1 protein-coding gene is annotated in these 20972 nt (G+C 50.4%); it reads left to right on the forward strand.

Annotated elements, in window-relative coordinates; genetic code table 11:
- Window positions 1-107: 107 nt before the first annotated feature.
- The gene (locus tag OZX76_RS03370) at window positions 108-20915 is read left to right on the forward strand and encodes an SLAP domain-containing protein (protein ID WP_277180946.1); all 20808 of its coding nucleotides are present in this window, start codon (window positions 108-110) and stop codon (window positions 20913-20915) included.
- The last annotated feature ends 57 nt before the right edge of the window (window positions 20916-20972 follow it).

Raw genomic sequence — 20972 nt, forward strand, 5'->3', positions numbered from 1 at the left:
TTGCATCAGTCTTTTTTTACGAATTAATGATAATTTTGAAATCGTTAGGGCAAGCTAACAGAGCAGATTTTAAAGTAACTAATAATTAAGTTGTAGGTGGAGATATAATGGTAAATTCAGATCAAAATAACAAGTCAGAAAAGAATTTAACTGCTAAGCAAAAAGCGGAAAGAGCGGAGAAAATCCGCGCATTTAAACGAAACTTATTAACCGCAGGGACTGCCGGTATTGGTGGGATACTTGGCGGCTTATTAAGTGCTCCCCAAACAGCCCATGCCGCTACTAATGTACCGATGGTTAAATTAGCTAACAATAAGCATATCTTAGTTAACGCACAGTCGGCTGCTATTCCAGCTTCTGAAAGTGCGCAGCCATTAAGTGCGCCACAATCAAGTCCAGTTAAGCGGGAGAACTCAACTAATACGACTGAAGCTATCAGCGAACAACAGACTAAGGGGGCTAGCTCCCAGTCTGTCAAGGATGCCTTGATGTCACTTGCCAATGACAATCAATGGACTAAGAGTTCTACTGCTAACTCGGCTACCACAACTACTTCTACAACTAAAACTAATTCCAGTTCTACAACTTCTACTTCTGCTACTGTTTCTAATCAAGCTGCTCAAGCTACTGAGCAAAAGGTAAAGCTAGAGACCCAGGCGGATACTACTAATGAAGAAAGGGATACTGATGACCCAGCTTCGTTAGTTTCTAATTATAACGAGACTCATAAAGAAAATTCTAAGATAAATCAATATGTTTCTAATTCGGAATCTGCTAGCTTTGCTAAAGATAGTAATAATTCTAGTGCTTCAAAGAGCTTGTCAGCAAAGGCATCGACTTCACAATCGATATCGGCTTCGACTGAAGATAGTAAAAACAATAGTCAAAACTCAAATGTTTTACAAAATAATGCTGATTTCTTATCTAATTTGAATAATGTTATAACTTCAAATAACCTATCTAATCTTTCTAAGAGTTATGCGTCAATATCTGCCAGTATTGCCAGTCGCAGCAGCTCGCTAAAGAGTGACATTGACAAGAGTCAATCAGATTCGGCTAGTTTGGCAAGCAATTTAAGTTATCAAGATTCCTCTTCGACAGCGCTTTCTAATAGTCAAGAGCAGAGTGAAGAAGATAGTAATGAACTGGCTTCAGCCCAGATATCAGCCTCAGCCGTTCTCGAATCATCTGGTAGTCTAGATCCTGATATTAGTGCGTCACTCTCTGCCGAAGCAACAAGTGCTAACTCATTGAGTGCTTCTAAGAGCTCAGTAGACTCCGCTAGTCAATCTACTAGCGCTTCAGACAATAAATCATCAAATTCTATTTATAATGGAATTACAAGTAATAACACCAGCTTAAATACTGTAGGGTTTAACTACAATACGTCACGCTTAATGTTTAATGTGGCAAGTAACAAGTTTAATGTGAGTCTTACTGCTAGACAAGAGAGTGATGCTAACTTATCAAACTCGGTTAACAAGTCAGCAATCGCCAGCATGAGTGCTGATACAGCTAAGTTAGAAGAACAGATCGCTACTAGTTTATCGCAGGAGGCTGCGAGTTTAGCAAGCTTGAGTGATGTTTCGTTAAGTCACTCGGCAAGCAACTCAGCTAGTCAGAGTGCTAGTCAGAGTACTTCTAAGGTTACCAGTCAGAATTATTCGGCAGTAGTCTCACATTATCACAACGTCAGTGATAGTAACTCGGCAATGCATGCAGCTGTATCTAATCAGAACTCGAAGAACTTGGCCAGTATGGCGCACAAGGATTCAGCTTCAGCAAGTAACAGTTACTCGGCTTCGCAGCATAAGATTAACTCGATGTTGAGTTCTAACTCGTTAAGTCTGCATAACAGTGAGAGTGGATCCAAGTCAACGTCCGCGATTTTCAGTAAGAGTATGCAGTCATATAACTTGGCTTCTAGCAGTGCCTCGGCTTATGCGGCTTCGGCAAGTAAGTCGGCAAGCAATCACAGTACCAGCTTGAACGCAAGTATGCAGTCGCAGGTTGACCATAACTATTCGAGCTTAACTTCGGCTGCAGGTCAGTTATCGGCTAGTTCGATGGCTGATGCTGTGCTTAAGAACAGTCAGTCTAACTCGAAAGTTAACTCGGCAATCGAGAGTCTGTTGGTTGATAACGCGCAGATGAGTGAGGCAAGTCAGGCAAGTTCAGCAGCCGCGAGTGCGAGTGCGTCAGCCAACAGCATGAGCCAAGACATGAGTGCCAATGCCAGTGCATCAGCCGCAAGTGCTAGTGCGTCGGCTAACAGCATGAGTCAAGACATGAGTGCTTCGGCAGCCAGTGCTAGTGCGTCAGCTAACAGCATGAGTCAAGATATGAGTGCTTCGGCAGCCAGTGCGAGTGCATCAGCAAACAGCATGAGTCAAGACATGAGTGCCTCAGCAGCGAGTGCGAGTGACTCAGCCAATAGTATGAGCCATGATATGAGTGCCTCGGCAGCAAGTGCGAGTGCATCAGCAAACAGCATGAGTCAAGACATGAGTGCCTCAGCAGCGAGTGCGAGTGCCTCAGCCAATAGTATGAGCCATGATATGAGTGCTTCGGCAGCAAGTGCCAGTGCCTCAGCAAACAGCATGAGTCAAGACATGAGTGCCAATGCGAGTGCCTCAGCAGCGAGTGCCAGTGCCTCAGCAAATAGCATGAGTCAAGACATGAGTGCTTCGGCAGCAAGTGCTAGTGCGTCAGCCAACAGCATGAGCCAAGACATGAGTGCCTCGGCAGCAAGTGCGAGTGCTTCAGCTAACAGCATGAGTCAAGACATGAGTGCCTCAGCAGAGAGTGCGAGTGACTCAGCCAATAGTATGAGCCATGATATGAGTGCTTCGGCAGCAAGTGCCAGTGCGTCGGCTAACAGCATGAGTCATGCCATGAGTGCCAATGCCAGTGCTTCGGCAGCAAGTGCTAGTGCCTCAGCCAACAGCATGAGTCATGATATGAGTGCTAGTGCAGCTAGTGCCAGTGCGTCAGCCAACAGCATGAGTCAAGATATGAGTGCTTCGGCCGCAAGTGCCAGTGCCTCAGCCAACAGCATGAGCCAAGATATGAGTGCCAATGCCAGTGCTTCGGCAGCAAGTGCTAGTGCCTCAGCCAACAGCATGAGCCAAGACATGAGTGCCTCGGCAGCAAGTGCCAGTGCTTCAGCCAACAGCATGAGTCAAGACATGAGTGCCTCGGCAGCAAGTGCTAGTGCGTCAGCCAACAGCATGAGCCAAGACATGAGTGCCTCGGCAGCAAGTGCTAGTGCGTCAGCCAACAGCATGAGCCAAGACATGAGTGCCAATGCCAGTGCTTCGGCAGCAAGTGCCAGTGCGTCGGCTAACAGCATGAGTCATGCCATGAGTGCCAATGCCAGTGCTTCGGCAGCAAGTGCTAGTGCCTCAGCCAACAGCATGAGTCAAGATATGAGTGCTTCGGCAGCCAGTGCCAGTGCTTCAGCTAACAGCATGAGCCAAGACATGAGTGCCAATGCCAGTGCTTCGGCAGCAAGTGCTAGTGCCTCAGCCAACAGCATGAGTCATGATATGAGTGCTAGTGCAGCTAGTGCCAGTGCGTCAGCCAACAGCATGAGTCAAGATATGAGTGCTTCGGCCGCAAGTGCCAGTGCCTCAGCCAACAGCATGAGCCAAGATATGAGTGCCAATGCCAGTGCTTCGGCAGCAAGTGCTAGTGCCTCAGCCAACAGCATGAGCCAAGACATGAGTGCCTCGGCAGCAAGTGCCAGTGCTTCAGCCAACAGCATGAGTCAAGACATGAGTGCCTCGGCAGCAAGTGCTAGTGCGTCAGCCAACAGCATGAGCCAAGACATGAGTGCCTCGGCAGCAAGTGCTAGTGCGTCAGCCAACAGCATGAGCCAAGACATGAGTGCCAATGCCAGTGCTTCGGCAGCAAGTGCCAGTGCGTCGGCTAACAGCATGAGTCATGCCATGAGTGCCAATGCCAGTGCTTCGGCAGCAAGTGCTAGTGCCTCAGCCAACAGCATGAGTCAAGATATGAGTGCTTCGGCAGCCAGTGCCAGTGCTTCAGCTAACAGCATGAGCCAAGACATGAGTGCCTCGGCAGCAAGTGCCAGTGCTTCAGCCAACAGCATGAGTCAAGACATGAGTGCCTCGGCAGCAAGTGCTAGTGCCTCAGCTAACAGCATGAGCCAAGACATGAGTGCCAATGCCAGTGCTTCGGCAGCAAGTGCTAGTGCCTCAGCCAACAGCATGAGTCAAGATATGAGTGCCAATGCCAGTGCATCAGCCGCAAGTGCTAGTGCGTCGGCTAACAGCATGAGCCAAGACATGAGTGCCAATGCCAGTGCTTCGGCAGCAAGTGCGAGTGCCTCAGCTAACAGCATGAGTCAAGATATGAGTGCCAATGCCAGTGCCTCAGCCGCAAGTGCTAGTGCTTCGGCTAACAGCATGAGTCAAGACATGAGTGCTTCGGCAGCCAGTGCTAGTGCGTCGGCTAACAGCATGAGCCAAGACATGAGTGCCAATGCCAGTGCTTCGGCAGCCAGTGCGAGTGCCTCAGCTAACAGCATGAGTCAAGATATGAGTGCCAATGTCAGTGCATCAGCCGCAAGTGCTAGTGCTTCGGCTAACAGCATGAGTCAAGACATGAGTGCCTCGGCAGCCAGTGCCAGTGCTTCAGCTAACAGCATGAGTCAAGATATGAGTGCTTCGGCAGCCAGTGCGAGTGCCTCAGCTAACAGCATGAGTCAAGATATGAGTGCCAATGCCAGTGCCTCAGCCGCAAGTGCTAGTGCCTCAGCCAACAGCATGAGCCAAGACATGAGTGCCTCAGCAGAGAGTGCGAGTGACTCAGCCAATAGTATGAGCCATGATATGAGTGCTTCGGCAGCAAGTGCCAGTGCGTCGGCTAACAGCATGAGTCAAGACATGAGTGCCAATGCCAGTGCTTCGGCAGCAAGTGCTAGTGCCTCAGCCAACAGCATGAGTCATGATATGAGTGCTAGTGCAGCTAGTGCCAGTGCGTCAGCCAACAGCATGAGTCAAGATATGAGCGCCTCAGCAGCCAGTGCCAGTGCTTCAGCTAACAGCATGAGTCAAGACATGAGTGCCTCGGCAGCAAGTGCTAGTGCCTCAGCCAACAGCATGAGTCAAGACATGAGTGCCTCAGCAGCAAGTGCTAGTGCCTCAGCTAACAGCATGAGTCAAGATATGAGTGCCAATGCCAGTGCATCAGCCGCAAGTGCTAGTGCGTCGGCTAACAGCATGAGTCAAGACATGAGTGCCTCGGCAGCCAGTGCCAGTGCGTCAGCTAACAGCATGAGTCATGACATGAGTGCTGCTGCTGCCAGTGCCAGTTCAGCAGCTTCTTCGCAAATGGCTGCTAATGCCACTGATCAAGAAAGTAGTTTGGCAGAATCGGCTAGTGCAATGAGTCATGACATGAGTGCCAATGCCAGTGCTTCGGCAGCAAGTGCTAGTGCCTCAGCCAACAGCATGAGTCAAGACATGAGTGCCTCAGCCGCAAGTGCTAGTGCCTCAGCTAACAGCATGAGTCAAGATATGAGTGCCAATGCCAGTGCATCAGCCGCAAGTGCTAGTGCGTCGGCTAACAGCATGAGTCAAGACATGAGTGCCTCGGCAGCCAGTGCCAGTGCTTCAGCTAACAGCATGAGTCAAGATATGAGTGCTTCGGCAGCCAGTGCTAGTGCCTCAGCTAACAGCATGAGCCAAGATATGAGTGCCAATGCCAGTGCCTCAGCCGCAAGTGCTAGTGCTTCGGCTAACAGCATGAGCCAAGACATGAGTGCCAATGCCAGTGCTTCGGCAGCCAGTGCGAGTGCCTCAGCTAACAGCATGAGTCAAGATATGAGTGCCAATGCCAGTGCATCAGCCGCAAGTGCTAGTGCTTCGGCCAACAGCATGAGTCAAGACATGAGTGCCTCGGCAGCCAGTGCCAGTGCGTCGGCTAACAGCATGAGTCAAGACATGAGTGCCAATGCCAGTGCTTCGGCAGCAAGTGCTAGTGCCTCAGCCAACAGCATGAGTCATGATATGAGTGCTAGTGCAGCTAGTGCCAGTGCGTCAGCCAACAGCATGAGTCAAGATATGAGCGCCTCAGCAGCCAGTGCCAGTGCTTCAGCTAACAGCATGAGTCAAGACATGAGTGCCTCGGCAGCAAGTGCTAGTGCCTCAGCCAACAGCATGAGTCAAGACATGAGTGCCTCAGCAGCCAGTGCCAGTGCGTCAGCTAACAGCATGAGTCAAGATATGAGTGCCAATGCCAGTGCATCAGCCGCAAGTGCTAGTGCGTCGGCTAACAGCATGAGTCAAGACATGAGTGCCTCGGCAGCCAGTGCCAGTGCGTCAGCTAACAGCATGAGTCATGACATGAGTGCTGCTGCTGCCAGTGCCAGTTCAGCAGCTTCTTCGCAAATGGCTGCTAATGCCACTGATCAAGAAAGTAGTTTGGCAGAATCGGCTAGTGCAATGAGTCATGACATGAGTGCCTCGGCAGCCAGTGCCAGTGCTTCAGCTAACAGCATGAGTCAAGATATGAGTGCTTCGGCAGCCAGTGCTAGTGCCTCAGCTAACAGCATGAGTCAAGATATGAGTGCCAATGCCAGTGCATCAGCCGCAAGTGCTAGTGCGTCGGCTAACAGCATGAGCCAAGACATGAGTGCCTCGGCAGCCAGTGCCAGTGCTTCAGCTAACAGCATGAGTCAAGATATGAGTGCTTCGGCAGCCAGTGCTAGTGCCTCAGCTAACAGCATGAGTCAAGATATGAGTGCCAATGCCAGTGCATCAGCCGCAAGTGCTAGTGCTTCGGCTAACAGCATGAGTCAAGACATGAGTGCTTCGGCAGCCAGTGCCAGTGCGTCAGCTAACAGCATGAGTCAAGATATGAGTGCCAATGCCAGTGCTTCGGCAGCCAGTGCTAGTGCCTCAGCTAACAGCATGAGTCAAGATATGAGTGCCAATGCCAGTGCATCAGCCGCAAGTGCTAGTGCGTCAGCTAACAGCATGAGTCAAGATATGAGTGCCAATGCCAGTGCTTCGGCAGCCAGTGCTAGTGCCTCAGCTAACAGCATGAGTCAAGATATGAGTGCCAATGCCAGTGCATCAGCCGCAAGTGCTAGTGCCTCAGCCAACAGCATGAGCCAAGACATGAGTGCCAATGCCAGTGCTTCGGCAGCCAGTGCTAGTGCCTCAGCCAACAGCATGAGCCAAGACATGAGTGCCAATGCCAGTGCTTCGGCAGCGAGTGCTAGTGCGTCAGCCAACAGCATGAGCCAAGACATGAGTGCCAATGCCAGTGCATCAGCCGCAAGTGCTAGTGCGTCGGCTAACAGCATGAGTCAAGACATGAGTGCTTCGGCAGCCAGTGCTAGTGCGTCAGCTAACAGCATGAGTCAAGATATGAGTGCTTCGGCAGCCAGTGCGAGTGCATCAGCAAACAGCATGAGTCAAGACATGAGTGCCTCAGCAGCGAGTGCGAGTGACTCAGCCAATAGTATGAGCCATGATATGAGTGCCTCGGCAGCAAGTGCCAGTGCTTCAGCTAACAGCATGAGTCAAGATATGAGCGCCTCAGCAGCCAGTGCTAGTGCCTCAGCCAACAGCATGAGTCAAGACATGAGTGCCTCAGCCGCAAGTGCTAGTGCCTCAGCTAACAGCATGAGTCAAGATATGAGTGCTTCGGCAGCCAGTGCTAGTGCCTCAGCTAACAGCATGAGTCAAGATATGAGTGCCAATGCCAGTGCATCAGCAGCCAGTGCTAGTGCTTCGGCTAACAGCATGAGCCAAGACATGAGTGCCTCGGCAGCCAGTGCCAGTGCTTCAGCTAACAGCATGAGTCAAGATATGAGTGCCAATGCCAGTGCATCAGCCGCAAGTGCTAGTGCTTCGGCTAACAGCATGAGTCAAGACATGAGTGCCTCGGCAGCCAGTGCCAGTGCTTCAGCTAACAGCATGAGTCAAGATATGAGTGCTTCGGCAGCCAGTGCCAGTGCTTCAGCTAACAGCATGAGTCAAGACATGAGTGCTTCGGCAGCCAGTGCCAGTGCCTCAGCCAACAGCATGAGTCAAGACATGAGTGCCTCAGCAGAGAGTGCGAGTGCCTCAGCCAATAGTATGAGCCATGATATGAGTGCTTCGGCAGCGAGTGCCAGTGCATCAGCAAATAGCATGAGTCATGACATGAGTGCTGCTGCTGCCAGTGCCAGTTCAGCAGCTTCTTCGCAAATGGCTGCTAATGCCACTGATCAAGAAAGTAGTTTGGCAGAATCGGCTAGTGCAATGAGTCATGACATGAGTGCTTCGGCAGCCAGTGCCAGTGCGTCGGCTAACAGCATGAGCCAAGATATGAGTGCTTCGGCAGCCAGTGCCAGTGCGTCAGCTAACAGCATGAGTCAAGATATGAGTGCTTCGGCAGCCAGTGCTAGTGCCTCAGCTAACAGCATGAGTCAAGATATGAGTGCCAATGCCAGTGCTTCGGCAGCCAGTGCTAGTGCCTCAGCCAACAGCATGAGCCAAGACATGAGTGCCAATGCCAGTGCTTCGGCAGCCAGTGCTAGTGCCTCAGCCAACAGCATGAGCCAAGACATGAGTGCCAATGCCAGTGCTTCGGCAGCCAGTGCTAGTGCCTCAGCCAACAGCATGAGTCAAGATATGAGTGCCAATGCCAGTGCATCAGCCGCAAGTGCTAGTGCGTCGGCTAACAGCATGAGCCAAGACATGAGTGCCAATGCCAGTGCTTCGGCAGCCAGTGCGAGTGCCTCAGCCAACAGCATGAGTCAAGATATGAGTGCCAATGCCAGTGCATCAGCCGCAAGTGCTAGTGCGTCGGCTAACAGCATGAGCCAAGACATGAGTGCCAATGCCAGTGCTTCGGCAGCCAGTGCTAGTGCCTCAGCTAACAGCATGAGTCAAGATATGAGTGCCAATGCCAGTGCATCAGCCGCAAGTGCTAGTGCCTCAGCCAACAGCATGAGCCAAGACATGAGTGCCAATGCCAGTGCATCAGCCGCAAGTGCTAGTGCGTCGGCTAACAGCATGAGTCAAGACATGAGTGCCTCGGCAGCCAGTGCCAGTGCTTCAGCTAACAGCATGAGTCAAGATATGAGTGCTTCGGCAGCCAGTGCTAGTGCCTCAGCTAACAGCATGAGCCAAGACATGAGTGCCAATGCCAGTGCTTCGGCAGCCAGTGCCAGTGCCTCAGCCAACAGCATGAGTCAAGATATGAGTGCCAATGCCAGTGCATCAGCCGCAAGTGCTAGTGCGTCGGCTAACAGCATGAGCCAAGATATGAGTGCTTCGGCAGCCAGTGCCAGTGCGTCAGCTAACAGCATGAGTCAAGATATGAGTGCCAATGCCAGTGCATCAGCCGCAAGTGCTAGTGCGTCGGCTAACAGCATGAGTCAAGACATGAGTGCCTCGGCAGCCAGTGCCAGTGCTTCAGCTAACAGCATGAGTCAAGATATGAGTGCTTCGGCAGCCAGTGCTAGTGCCTCAGCTAACAGCATGAGTCAAGATATGAGTGCCAATGCCAGTGCATCAGCCGCAAGTGCTAGTGCTTCGGCTAACAGCATGAGTCAAGACATGAGTGCTTCGGCAGCCAGTGCCAGTGCCTCAGCAAACAGCATGAGTCAAGACATGAGTGCCAATGCGAGTGCCTCAGCAGCGAGTGCCAGTGCCTCAGCAAATAGCATGAGTCAAGACATGAGTGCTTCGGCAGCAAGTGCTAGTGCGTCAGCCAACAGCATGAGCCAAGACATGAGTGCCTCGGCAGCAAGTGCGAGTGCTTCAGCTAACAGCATGAGTCAAGACATGAGTGCCTCAGCAGAGAGTGCGAGTGACTCAGCCAATAGTATGAGCCATGATATGAGTGCTTCGGCAGCAAGTGCCAGTGCGTCGGCTAACAGCATGAGTCATGCCATGAGTGCCAATGCCAGTGCTTCGGCAGCAAGTGCTAGTGCCTCAGCCAACAGCATGAGTCAAGATATGAGTGCTAGTGCAGCTAGTGCCAGTGCGTCAGCCAACAGCATGAGTCAAGATATGAGTGCTTCGGCCGCAAGTGCCAGTGCCTCAGCCAACAGCATGAGCCAAGATATGAGTGCCAATGCCAGTGCTTCGGCAGCAAGTGCTAGTGCCTCAGCCAACAGCATGAGCCAAGACATGAGTGCCAATGCCAGTGCTTCGGCAGCCAGTGCTAGTGCCTCAGCCAACAGCATGAGTCAAGATATGAGTGCCAATGCCAGTGCATCAGCCGCAAGTGCGAGTGCGTCGGCTAACAGCATGAGCCAAGATATGAGTGCTTCGGCAGCCAGTGCCAGTGCGTCAGCTAACAGCATGAGTCAAGATATGAGTGCCAATGCCAGTGCATCAGCCGCAAGTGCTAGTGCGTCGGCTAACAGCATGAGTCAAGACATGAGTGCCTCGGCAGCCAGTGCCAGTGCTTCAGCTAACAGCATGAGTCAAGATATGAGTGCTTCGGCAGCCAGTGCTAGTGCCTCAGCTAACAGCATGAGTCAAGATATGAGTGCCAATGCCAGTGCATCAGCCGCAAGTGCTAGTGCGTCGGCTAACAGCATGAGCCAAGACATGAGTGCCTCGGCAGCCAGTGCCAGTGCTTCAGCTAACAGCATGAGTCAAGATATGAGTGCTTCGGCAGCCAGTGCTAGTGCCTCAGCTAACAGCATGAGTCAAGATATGAGTGCCAATGCCAGTGCATCAGCCGCAAGTGCTAGTGCTTCGGCTAACAGCATGAGTCAAGACATGAGTGCTTCGGCAGCCAGTGCCAGTGCGTCAGCTAACAGCATGAGTCAAGATATGAGTGCCAATGCCAGTGCTTCGGCAGCCAGTGCTAGTGCCTCAGCTAACAGCATGAGTCAAGATATGAGTGCCAATGCCAGTGCATCAGCCGCAAGTGCTAGTGCGTCAGCTAACAGCATGAGTCAAGATATGAGTGCCAATGCCAGTGCTTCGGCAGCCAGTGCTAGTGCCTCAGCTAACAGCATGAGTCAAGATATGAGTGCCAATGCCAGTGCATCAGCCGCAAGTGCTAGTGCCTCAGCCAACAGCATGAGCCAAGACATGAGTGCCAATGCCAGTGCTTCGGCAGCCAGTGCTAGTGCCTCAGCCAACAGCATGAGTCAAGATATGAGCGCCTCAGCAGCGAGTGCGAGTGACTCAGCCAATAGTATGAGCCATGATATGAGTGCTTCGGCAGCAAGTGCCAGTGCCTCAGCAAACAGCATGAGTCAAGACATGAGTGCCAATGCGAGTGCCTCAGCAGCGAGTGCCAGTGCCTCAGCAAATAGCATGAGTCAAGACATGAGTGCTTCGGCAGCAAGTGCTAGTGCGTCAGCCAACAGCATGAGCCAAGACATGAGTGCCTCGGCAGCAAGTGCGAGTGCTTCAGCTAACAGCATGAGTCAAGACATGAGTGCCTCAGCAGAGAGTGCGAGTGACTCAGCCAATAGTATGAGCCATGATATGAGTGCTTCGGCAGCCAGTGCGAGTGCGTCGGCTAACAGCATGAGTCATGCCATGAGTGCCAATGCCAGTGCTTCGGCAGCAAGTGCTAGTGCCTCAGCCAACAGCATGAGTCATGATATGAGTGCTAGTGCAGCTAGTGCCAGTGCGTCAGCCAACAGCATGAGTCAAGATATGAGTGCTTCGGCCGCAAGTGCCAGTGCCTCAGCCAACAGCATGAGCCAAGATATGAGTGCCAATGCCAGTGCTTCGGCAGCAAGTGCTAGTGCCTCAGCCAACAGCATGAGCCAAGACATGAGTGCCTCGGCAGCAAGTGCCAGTGCTTCAGCCAACAGCATGAGTCAAGACATGAGTGCCTCGGCAGCAAGTGCTAGTGCGTCAGCCAACAGCATGAGCCAAGACATGAGTGCCTCGGCAGCCAGTGCTAGTGCCTCAGCCAACAGCATGAGTCAAGATATGAGTGCCAATGCCAGTGCCTCAGCCGCAAGTGCTAGTGCGTCGGCTAACAGCATGAGTCAAGATATGAGTGCCAATGCCAGTGCTTCGGCAGCCAGTGCTAGTGCCTCAGCCAACAGCATGAGTCAAGATATGAGTGCCAATGCCAGTGCCTCAGCCGCAAGTGCTAGTGCGTCGGCTAACAGCATGAGCCAAGACATGAGTGCCTCGGCAGCCAGTGCCAGTGCTTCAGCTAACAGCATGAGTCAAGATATGAGTGCTTCGGCAGCCAGTGCTAGTGCCTCAGCCAACAGCATGAGTCAAGATATGAGTGCCAATGCCAGTGCATCAGCCGCAAGTGCTAGTGCGTCGGCTAACAGCATGAGCCAAGACATGAGTGCCAATGCCAGTGCTTCGGCAGCAAGTGCGAGTGCCTCAGCTAACAGCATGAGTCAAGATATGAGTGCCAATGCCAGTGCATCAGCCGCAAGTGCTAGTGCGTCGGCTAACAGCATGAGTCAAGATATGAGTGCCAATGCCAGTGCATCAGCCGCAAGTGCTAGTGCCTCAGCCAACAGCATGAGCCAAGATATGAGTGCCAATGCCAGTGCTTCGGCAGCAAGTGCGAGTGCTGCTGCTTCTAATGCCAGTGCATCAGCAAACAGTATGAGCCATGACATGAGTGCTAATGCGAGTGCTGCTGCTTCCAATGCTAGTGCTTCAGCCAACAGCATGAGTCATGATATGAGTGCTTCGGCAGAAAGTACCAGCCATGATATGAGTGCTGCTGCTTCCAATGCCAGTGCTTCAGCCAACAGCATGAGTCATGATATGAGTGCTTCGGCAGAAAGTACCAGTCATGATATGAGTGCTGCTGCTTCTAATGCTAGTGCTTCAGCAAATAGCATGAGTCATGATATGAGTGCTTCGGCAGAAAGTACCAGCCATGATATGAGTGCTGCTGCTTCCAATGCCAGTGCTTCAGCCAACAGCATGAGCCATGACATGAGTGCTAATGCGAGTGCTGCTGCTTCCAATGCCAGTGCTTCAGCCAACAGCATGAGCCATGACATGAGTGCTAATGCGAGTGCTGCTGCTTCCAATGCCAGTGCTTCAGCCAACAGTATGAGTCATGATATGAGTGCTTCGGCAGAAAGTACCAGCCATGATATGAGTGCTGCTGCTTCCAATGCCAGTGCTTCAGCAAACAGCATGAGCCATGATATGAGTGCTAATGCGAGTGCTGCTGCTTCTAATGCAAGTGCTTCAGCCAACAGTATGAGCCATGACATGAGTGCTAATGCGAGTGCTGCTGCTTCCAATGCTAGTGCTTCAGCCAACAGCATGAGTCATGATATGAGTGCTTCGGCAGAAAGTACCAGTCATGATATGAGTGCTGCTGCTTCCAATGCCAGTGCTTCAGCAAACAGCATGAGCCATGATATGAGTGCTAATGCGAGTGCTGCTGCTTCTAATGCAAGTGCTTCAGCCAACAGTATGAGCCATGACATGAGTGCTAATGCGAGTGCTGCTGCTTCCAATGCTAGTGCTTCAGCCAACAGCATGAGTCATGATATGAGTGCTTCGGCAGAAAGTACCAGTCATGATATGAGTGCTGCTGCTTCCAATGCCAGTGCTTCAGCCAACAGTATGAGCCATGACATGAGTGCTAATGCGAGTGCTGCTGCTTCCAATGCTAGTGCTTCAGCCAACAGCATGAGTCATGATATGAGTGCTTCGGCAGAAAGTACCAGCCATGATATGAGTGCTGCTGCTTCCAATGCCAGTGCTTCAGCCAACAGCATGAGCCATGACATGAGTGCTAATGCGAGTGCTGCTGCTTCTAATGCAAGTGCTTCAGCCAACAGCATGAGTCATGACATGAGTGCTTCGGCAGAAAGTACCAGTCATGATATGAGTGCTGCTGCTTCCAATGCCAGTGCTTCAGCCAACAGCATGAGTCATGATATGAGTGCTTCGGCAGAAAGTACCAGCCATGATATGAGTGCTGCTGCTTCTAATGCAAGTGCTTCAGCCAACAGCATGAGCCATGACATGAGTGCTAATGCGAGTGCTGCTGCTTCTAATGCAAGTGCTTCAGCCAACAGCATGAGTCATGACATGAGTGCTTCGGCAGAAAGTACCAGTCATGATATGAGTGCTGCTGCTTCCAATGCCAGTGCTTCAGCCAACAGCATGAGTCATGATATGAGTGCTTCGGCAGAAAGTACCAGCCATGATATGAGTGCTGCTGCTTCTAATGCAAGTGCTTCAGCCAACAGCATGAGCCATGACATGAGTGCTAATGCGAGTGCTGCTGCTTCCAATGCCAGTGCTTCAGCCAACAGCATGAGCCATGATATGAGTGCTAATGCGAGTGCTGCTGCTTCTAATGCGAGTGCTTCAGCCAACAGTATGAGCCATGACATGAGTGCTAATGCGAGTGCTGCTGCTTCCAATGCTAGTGCTTCAGCCAACAGCATGAGTCATGATATGAGTGCTTCGGCAGAAAGTACCAGTCATGATATGAGTGCTGCTGCTTCCAATGCCAGTGCTTCAGCCAACAGTATGAGCCATGACATGAGTGCTTCGGCAGAAAGTACCAGCCATGATATGAGTGCTGCTGCTTCTAATGCCAGTGCTTCAGCCAACAGCATGAGCCATGACATGAGTGCTAATGCGAGTGCTGCTGCTTCCAATGCCAGTGCTTCAGCCAACAGTATGAGTCATGATATGAGTGCTTCGGCAGAAAGTACCAGCCATGATATGAGTGCTGCTGCTTCCAATGCCAGTGCTTCAGCCAACAGTATGAGTCATGATATGAGTGCTTCGGCAGAAAGTACCAGCCATGATATGAGTGCTGCTGCTTCCAATGCCAGTGCTTCAGCCAACAGCATGAGCCATGATATGAGTGCTAATGCGAGTGCTGCTGCTTCTAATGCGAGTGCTTCAGCCAACAGTATGAGCCATGACATGAGTGCTTCGGCAGAAAGTACCAGCCATGATATGAGTGCTGCTGCTTCCAATGCCAGTGCTTCAGCCAACAGCATGAGTCATGATATGAGTGCTTCGGCAGAAAGTACCAGCCATGATATGAGTGCTGCTGCTTCTAATGCCAGTGCTTCAGCCAACAGCATGAGCCATGACATGAGTGCTAATGCGAGTGCTGCTGCTTCCAATGCCAGTGCTTCAGCAAACAGCATGAGCCATGATATGAGTGCTAATGCGAGTGCTGCTGCTTCTAATGCCAGTGCTTCAGCCAACAGTATGAGCCATGACATGAGTGCTAATGCGAGTGCTGCTGCTTCCAATGCTAGTGCTTCAGCCAACAGCATGAGTCATGATATGAGTGCTTCGGCAGAAAGTACCAGTCATGATATGAGTGCTGCTGCTTCCAATGCCAGTGCTTCAGCCAACAGTATGAGCCATGACATGAGTGCTAATGCGAGTGCTGCTGCTTCCAATGCTAGTGCTTCAGCCAACAGCATGAGTCATGATATGAGTGCTTCGGCAGAAAGTACCAGTCATGATATGAGTGCTGCTGCTTCCAATGCCAGTGCTTCAGCCAACAGTATGAGCCATGACATGAGTGCTTCGGCAGAAAGTACCAGCCATGATATGAGTGCTGCTGCTTCTAATGCCAGTGCTTCAGCCAACAGCATGAGCCATGACATGAGTGCTAATGCGAGTGCTGCTGCTTCTAATGCCAGTGCTTCAGCCAACAGCATGAGCCATGACATGAGTGCTAATGCGAGTGCTGCTGCTTCCAATGCAAGTGCTTCAGCCAACAGCATGAGTCATGATATGAGTGCTTCGGCAGAAAGTACCAGCCATGATATGAGTGCTGCTGCTTCCAATGCAAGTGCTTCAGCCAACAGCATGAGCCATGATATGAGTGCTAATGCGAGTGCTGCTGCTTCTAATGCCAGTGCTTCAGCCAACAGTATGAGCCATGACATGAGTGCTAATGCGAGTGCTGCTGCTTCCAATGCTAGTGCTTCAGCCAACAGCATGAGTCATGATATGAGTGCTTCGGCAGAAAGTACCAGCCATGATATGAGTGCTGCTGCTTCCAATGCCAGTGCTTCAGCCAACAGCATGAGCCATGACATGAGTGCTAATGCGAGTGCTGCTGCTTCTAATGCAAGTGCTTCAGCCAACAGCATGAGTCATGACATGAGTGCTTCGGCAGAAAGTACCAGTCATGATATGAGTGCTGCTGCTTCCAATGCCAGTGCTTCAGCCAACAGCATGAGTCATGATATGAGTGCTTCGGCAGAAAGTACCAGCCATGATATGAGTGCTGCTGCTTCTAATGCAAGTGCTTCAGCCAACAGCATGAGCCATGACATGAGTGCTAATGCGAGTGCTGCTGCTTCCAATGCCAGTGCTTCAGCCAACAGCATGAGCCATGATATGAGTGCTAATGCGAGTGCTGCTGCTTCTAATGCGAGTGCTTCAGCCAACAGCATGAGTCATGATATGAGTGCTTCGGCAGAAAGTACCAGTCATGATATGAGTGCTGCTGCTTCTAATGCTAGTGCTTCAGCAAATAGCATGAGTCATGATATGAGTGCTTCGGCAGAAAGTACCAGCCATGATATGAGTGCTGCTGCTTCCAATGCCAGTGCTTCAGCCAACAGCATGAGCCATGACATGAGTGCTAATGCGAGTGCTGCTGCTTCCAATGCCAGTGCTTCAGCCAACAGTATGAGTCATGATATGAGTGCTTCGGCAGAAAGTACCAGCCATGATATGAGTGCTGCTGCTTCCAATGCCAGTGCTTCAGCCAACAGCATGAGCCATGATATGAGTGCTAATGCGAGTGCTGCTGCTTCTAATGCGAGTGCTTCAGCCAACAGTATGAGCCATGACATGAGTGCTTCGGCAGAAAGTACCAGCCATGATATGAGTGCTGCTGCTTCCAATGCCAGTGCTTCAGCCAACAGCATGAGTCATGATATGAGTGCTTCGGCAGAAAGTACCAGCCATGATATGAGTGCTGCTGCTTCTAATGCAAGTGCTTCAGCCAACAGCATGAGCCATGACATGAGTGCTAATGCGAGTGCTGCTGCTTCCAATGCTAGTGCTTCAGCCAACAGCATGAGTCATGATATGAGTGCTTCGGCAGAAAGTACCAGTCATGATATGAGTGCTGCTGCTTCCAATGCCAGTGCTTCAGCCAACAGTATGAGCCATGACATGAGTGCTTCGGCAGAAAGTACCAGCCATGATATGAGTGCTGCTGCTTCTAATGCCAGTGCTTCAGCCAACAGCATGAGCCATGACATGAGTGCTAATGCGAGTGCTGCTGCTTCCAATGCCAGTGCTTCAGCCAACAGCATGAGCCATGATATGAGTGCTAATGCGAGTGCTGCTGCTTCTAATGCGAGTGCTTCAGCCAACAGCATGAGTCATGATATGAGTGCTTCGGCAGAAAGTACCAGTCATGATATGAGTGCTGCTGCTTCTAATGCTAGTGCTTCAGCAAATAGCATGAGTCATGATATGAGTGCTTCGGCAGAAAGTACCAGCCATGATATGAGTGCTGCTGCTTCCAATGCCAGTGCTTCAGCCAACAGCATGAGCCATGACATGAGTGCTAATGCGAGTGCTGCTGCTTCCAATGCCAGTGCTTCAGCCAACAGTATGAGTCATGATATGAGTGCTTCGGCAGAAAGTACCAGCCATGATATGAGTGCTGCTGCTTCCAATGCCAGTGCTTCAGCCAACAGCATGAGCCATGATATGAGTGCTAATGCGAGTGCTGCTGCTTCTAATGCGAGTGCTTCAGCCAACAGTATGAGCCATGACATGAGTGCTTCGGCAGAAAGTACCAGCCATGATATGAGTGCTGCTGCTTCCAATGCCAGTGCTTCAGCCAACAGCATGAGTCATGATATGAGTGCTTCGGCAGAAAGTACCAGCCATGATATGAGTGCTGCTGCTTCTAATGCAAGTGCTTCAGCCAACAGCATGAGCCATGACATGAGTGCTAATGCGAGTGCTGCTGCTTCCAATGCTAGTGCTTCAGCCAACAGCATGAGTCATGATATGAGTGCTTCGGCAGAAAGTACCAGTCATGATATGAGTGCTGCTGCTTCCAATGCCAGTGCTTCAGCCAACAGTATGAGCCATGACATGAGTGCTTCGGCAGAAAGTACCAGCCATGATATGAGTGCTGCTGCTTCTAATGCCAGTGCTTCAGCCAACAGCATGAGCCATGACATGAGTGCTAATGCGAGTGCTGCTGCTTCCAATGCCAGTGCTTCAGCCAACAGCATGAGCCATGATATGAGTGCTAATGCGAGTGCTGCTGCTTCTAATGCGAGTGCTTCAGCCAACAGTATGAGCCATGACATGAGTGCTTCGGCAGAAAGTACCAGCCATGATATGAGTGCTGCTGCTTCCAATGCCAGTGCTTCAGCCAACAGCATGAGTCATGATATGAGTGCTTCGGCAGAAAGTACCAGCCATGATATGAGTGCTGCTGCTTCTAATGCAAGTGCTTCAGCCAACAGCATGAGCCATGACATGAGTGCTAATGCGAGTGCTGCTGCTTCCAATGCCAGTGCTTCAGCAAACAGCATGAGCCATGATATGAGTGCTTCGGCAGAAAGTACCAGCCATGATATGAGTGCTGCTGCTTCCAATGCTAGTGCTTCAGCCAACAGCATGAGTCATGATATGAGTGCTTCGGCAGAAAGTACCAGCCATGATATGAGTGCTGCTGCTTCCAATGCAAGTGCTTCAGCCAACAGCATGAGCCATGATATGAGTGCTGCTGCTTCTAATGCCAGTGCTTCAGCCAACAGTATGAGTCATGATATGAGTGCTTCGGCAGAAAGTACCAGCCATGATATGAGTGCTGCTGCTTCTAATGCAAGTGCTTCAGCCAACAGTATGAGTCATGATATGAGTGCTTCGGCAGAAAGTACCAGCCATGATATGAGTGCTGCTGCTTCCAATGCTAGTGCTTCAGCAAATAGCATGAGTCATGATATGAGTGCTTCGGCAGAAAGTACCAGCCATGATATGAGTGCTGCTGCTTCCAATGCCAGTGCTTCAGCCAACAGCATGAGTCATGACATGAGTGCTTCGGCAGAAAGTGCCAGTCATGACATGAGTGCTTCGGCAGAGAGTGCCAGCCATGACATGAGTGCCTCGGCAGAAAGTACCAGCCATGACATGAGTGCTTCGGCAGAGAGTACCAGCCATGATATGAGTGCTGCTGCTTCCAATGCCAGTGCTTCAGCCAACAGCATGAGTCATGATATGAGTGCTTCGGCAGAAAGTACCAGCCATGATATGAGTGCTGCTGCTTCTAATGCAAGTGCTTCAGCCAACAGCATGAGTCATGATATGAGTGCTTCGGCAGAAAGTACCAGCCATGATATGAGTGCTGCTGCTTCCAATGCTAGTGCTTCAGCCAACAGCATGAGTCATGATATGAGTGCTTCGGCAGAAAGTACCAGCCATGATATGAGTGCTGCTGCTTCCAATGCTAGTGCTTCAGCCAACAGCATGAGTCATGATATGAGTGCCTCGGCAGAGAGTGCCAGTCATGACATGAGTGCTTCGGCAGAGAGTGCCAGCCATGACATGAGTGCCTCGGCAGAAAGTACCAGCCATGATATGAGTGCTGCTGCTTCTAATGCAAGTGCTTCAGCCAACAGCATGAGTCATGACATGAGTGCCTCGGCAGAAAGTGCCAGCCATGATGCCAGTGATTCAGCAAACAGTATGAGCCATGACATGAGTGCAAATGCAAGTGCTTCAGCATTTGAGATGAGTTCTAGTGCTTCAGCTGCCGCAGCTTCTGAGAGTTTATCAGCTTATGAGATGAGTTCGGCAATGAGCGCTAATTGCTCATTAAAGACTTCGCGGACAACTTCTAAGTCAACGAGTGCCAGTGATTCAGCTTCGCAAGTTGAAAGTGCCTACTCATCAATGAGTGCAAGTAGTAGTACTTCTACTTCAATAAGTAACAGTACAAGTGTTTCTGGCTCGATGAGTGCAAGCACAAGCAAATCTGGTTCCTTAAGTATCAGTACTAGTGGTTCAATATCAGCTAGTGCAAGTATGAGAGCATCTGGTTCACTTAGTCATAGCGCAAGTGAAGTCAAGTCGGCTAGTGTTAGTGCTAGTGAGTCTAAGTCAACTAGTGCAAGTACTTCTGCTTCAGCAGCAGGTATTAAGCCAGCAAGTAATACTCACCATAGTATTATCAAACCAGATAATAATGGTTCAACTTCAGGTAGTAACTCATCGAATAATGGTAGTTCGACCTCAGACAGTAATTCATCGAATAATGGTAGTTCAACCTCAGGTGGTAATTCATCAACTAATGGTGGTTCAATATCAGGCGGTGGTTCGACAACTAGTGGAACTTATACGCCAACATCAACTATTAATACAACTGGTGGTTCAACTACTGGCGGTACGGTAACTGATCAAGATGGTGTCGTCAGAAAATTGCACCACAATGCTTACATTTATGATAATCAGGGTAAACGGATCGGCAAGCTTGATATTGCTAGAGACTCTCTAGTTAAGACCTATGGAGAAAAGGTCATGATTAATGACCGTGCCTTCTACTCGATTGGTGATAATCGCTATATGGCAGCAGGCAACTTTATTGGCTTTGAAGGTAAGCTGCACCACAATGCATATCTCTACGATAAAAACGGTAAACGTGTTGGTAAGACTGTCTTGAAGAAGGGCAAGTGGATTAAAGCCTACGAAACGATTACTGTTAACGGTCGCAAGTTCTATCATTTACGAGATGGTCATTACTTAGCAGCTGGTAATGTGATTGGCTCTGAACGTAAGTTAAAGCACAATGCTTATGTTTATAACAGTAAGGGTCACCGCATCGGTACAGAGGTGTTGAAGAAAGGTAAGAAAATTAAGACATATAGTACTAAGACAATAAAGGGCAGAAAGTGTTATAATATTCGCTATGGTAGATATGTCTTAGCATCAAAATTTAATAAAAAATAAGTTAATTTAGTGATAAAATAAGGTTATAATCTTATGTAAGCTGAATGACGTTAAAAG

Origin of the sequence: Lactobacillus sp. ESL0677 (assembly GCF_029392875.1) — a bacterium.
In the GTDB taxonomy this organism is placed as follows: domain Bacteria; phylum Bacillota; class Bacilli; order Lactobacillales; family Lactobacillaceae; genus Lactobacillus.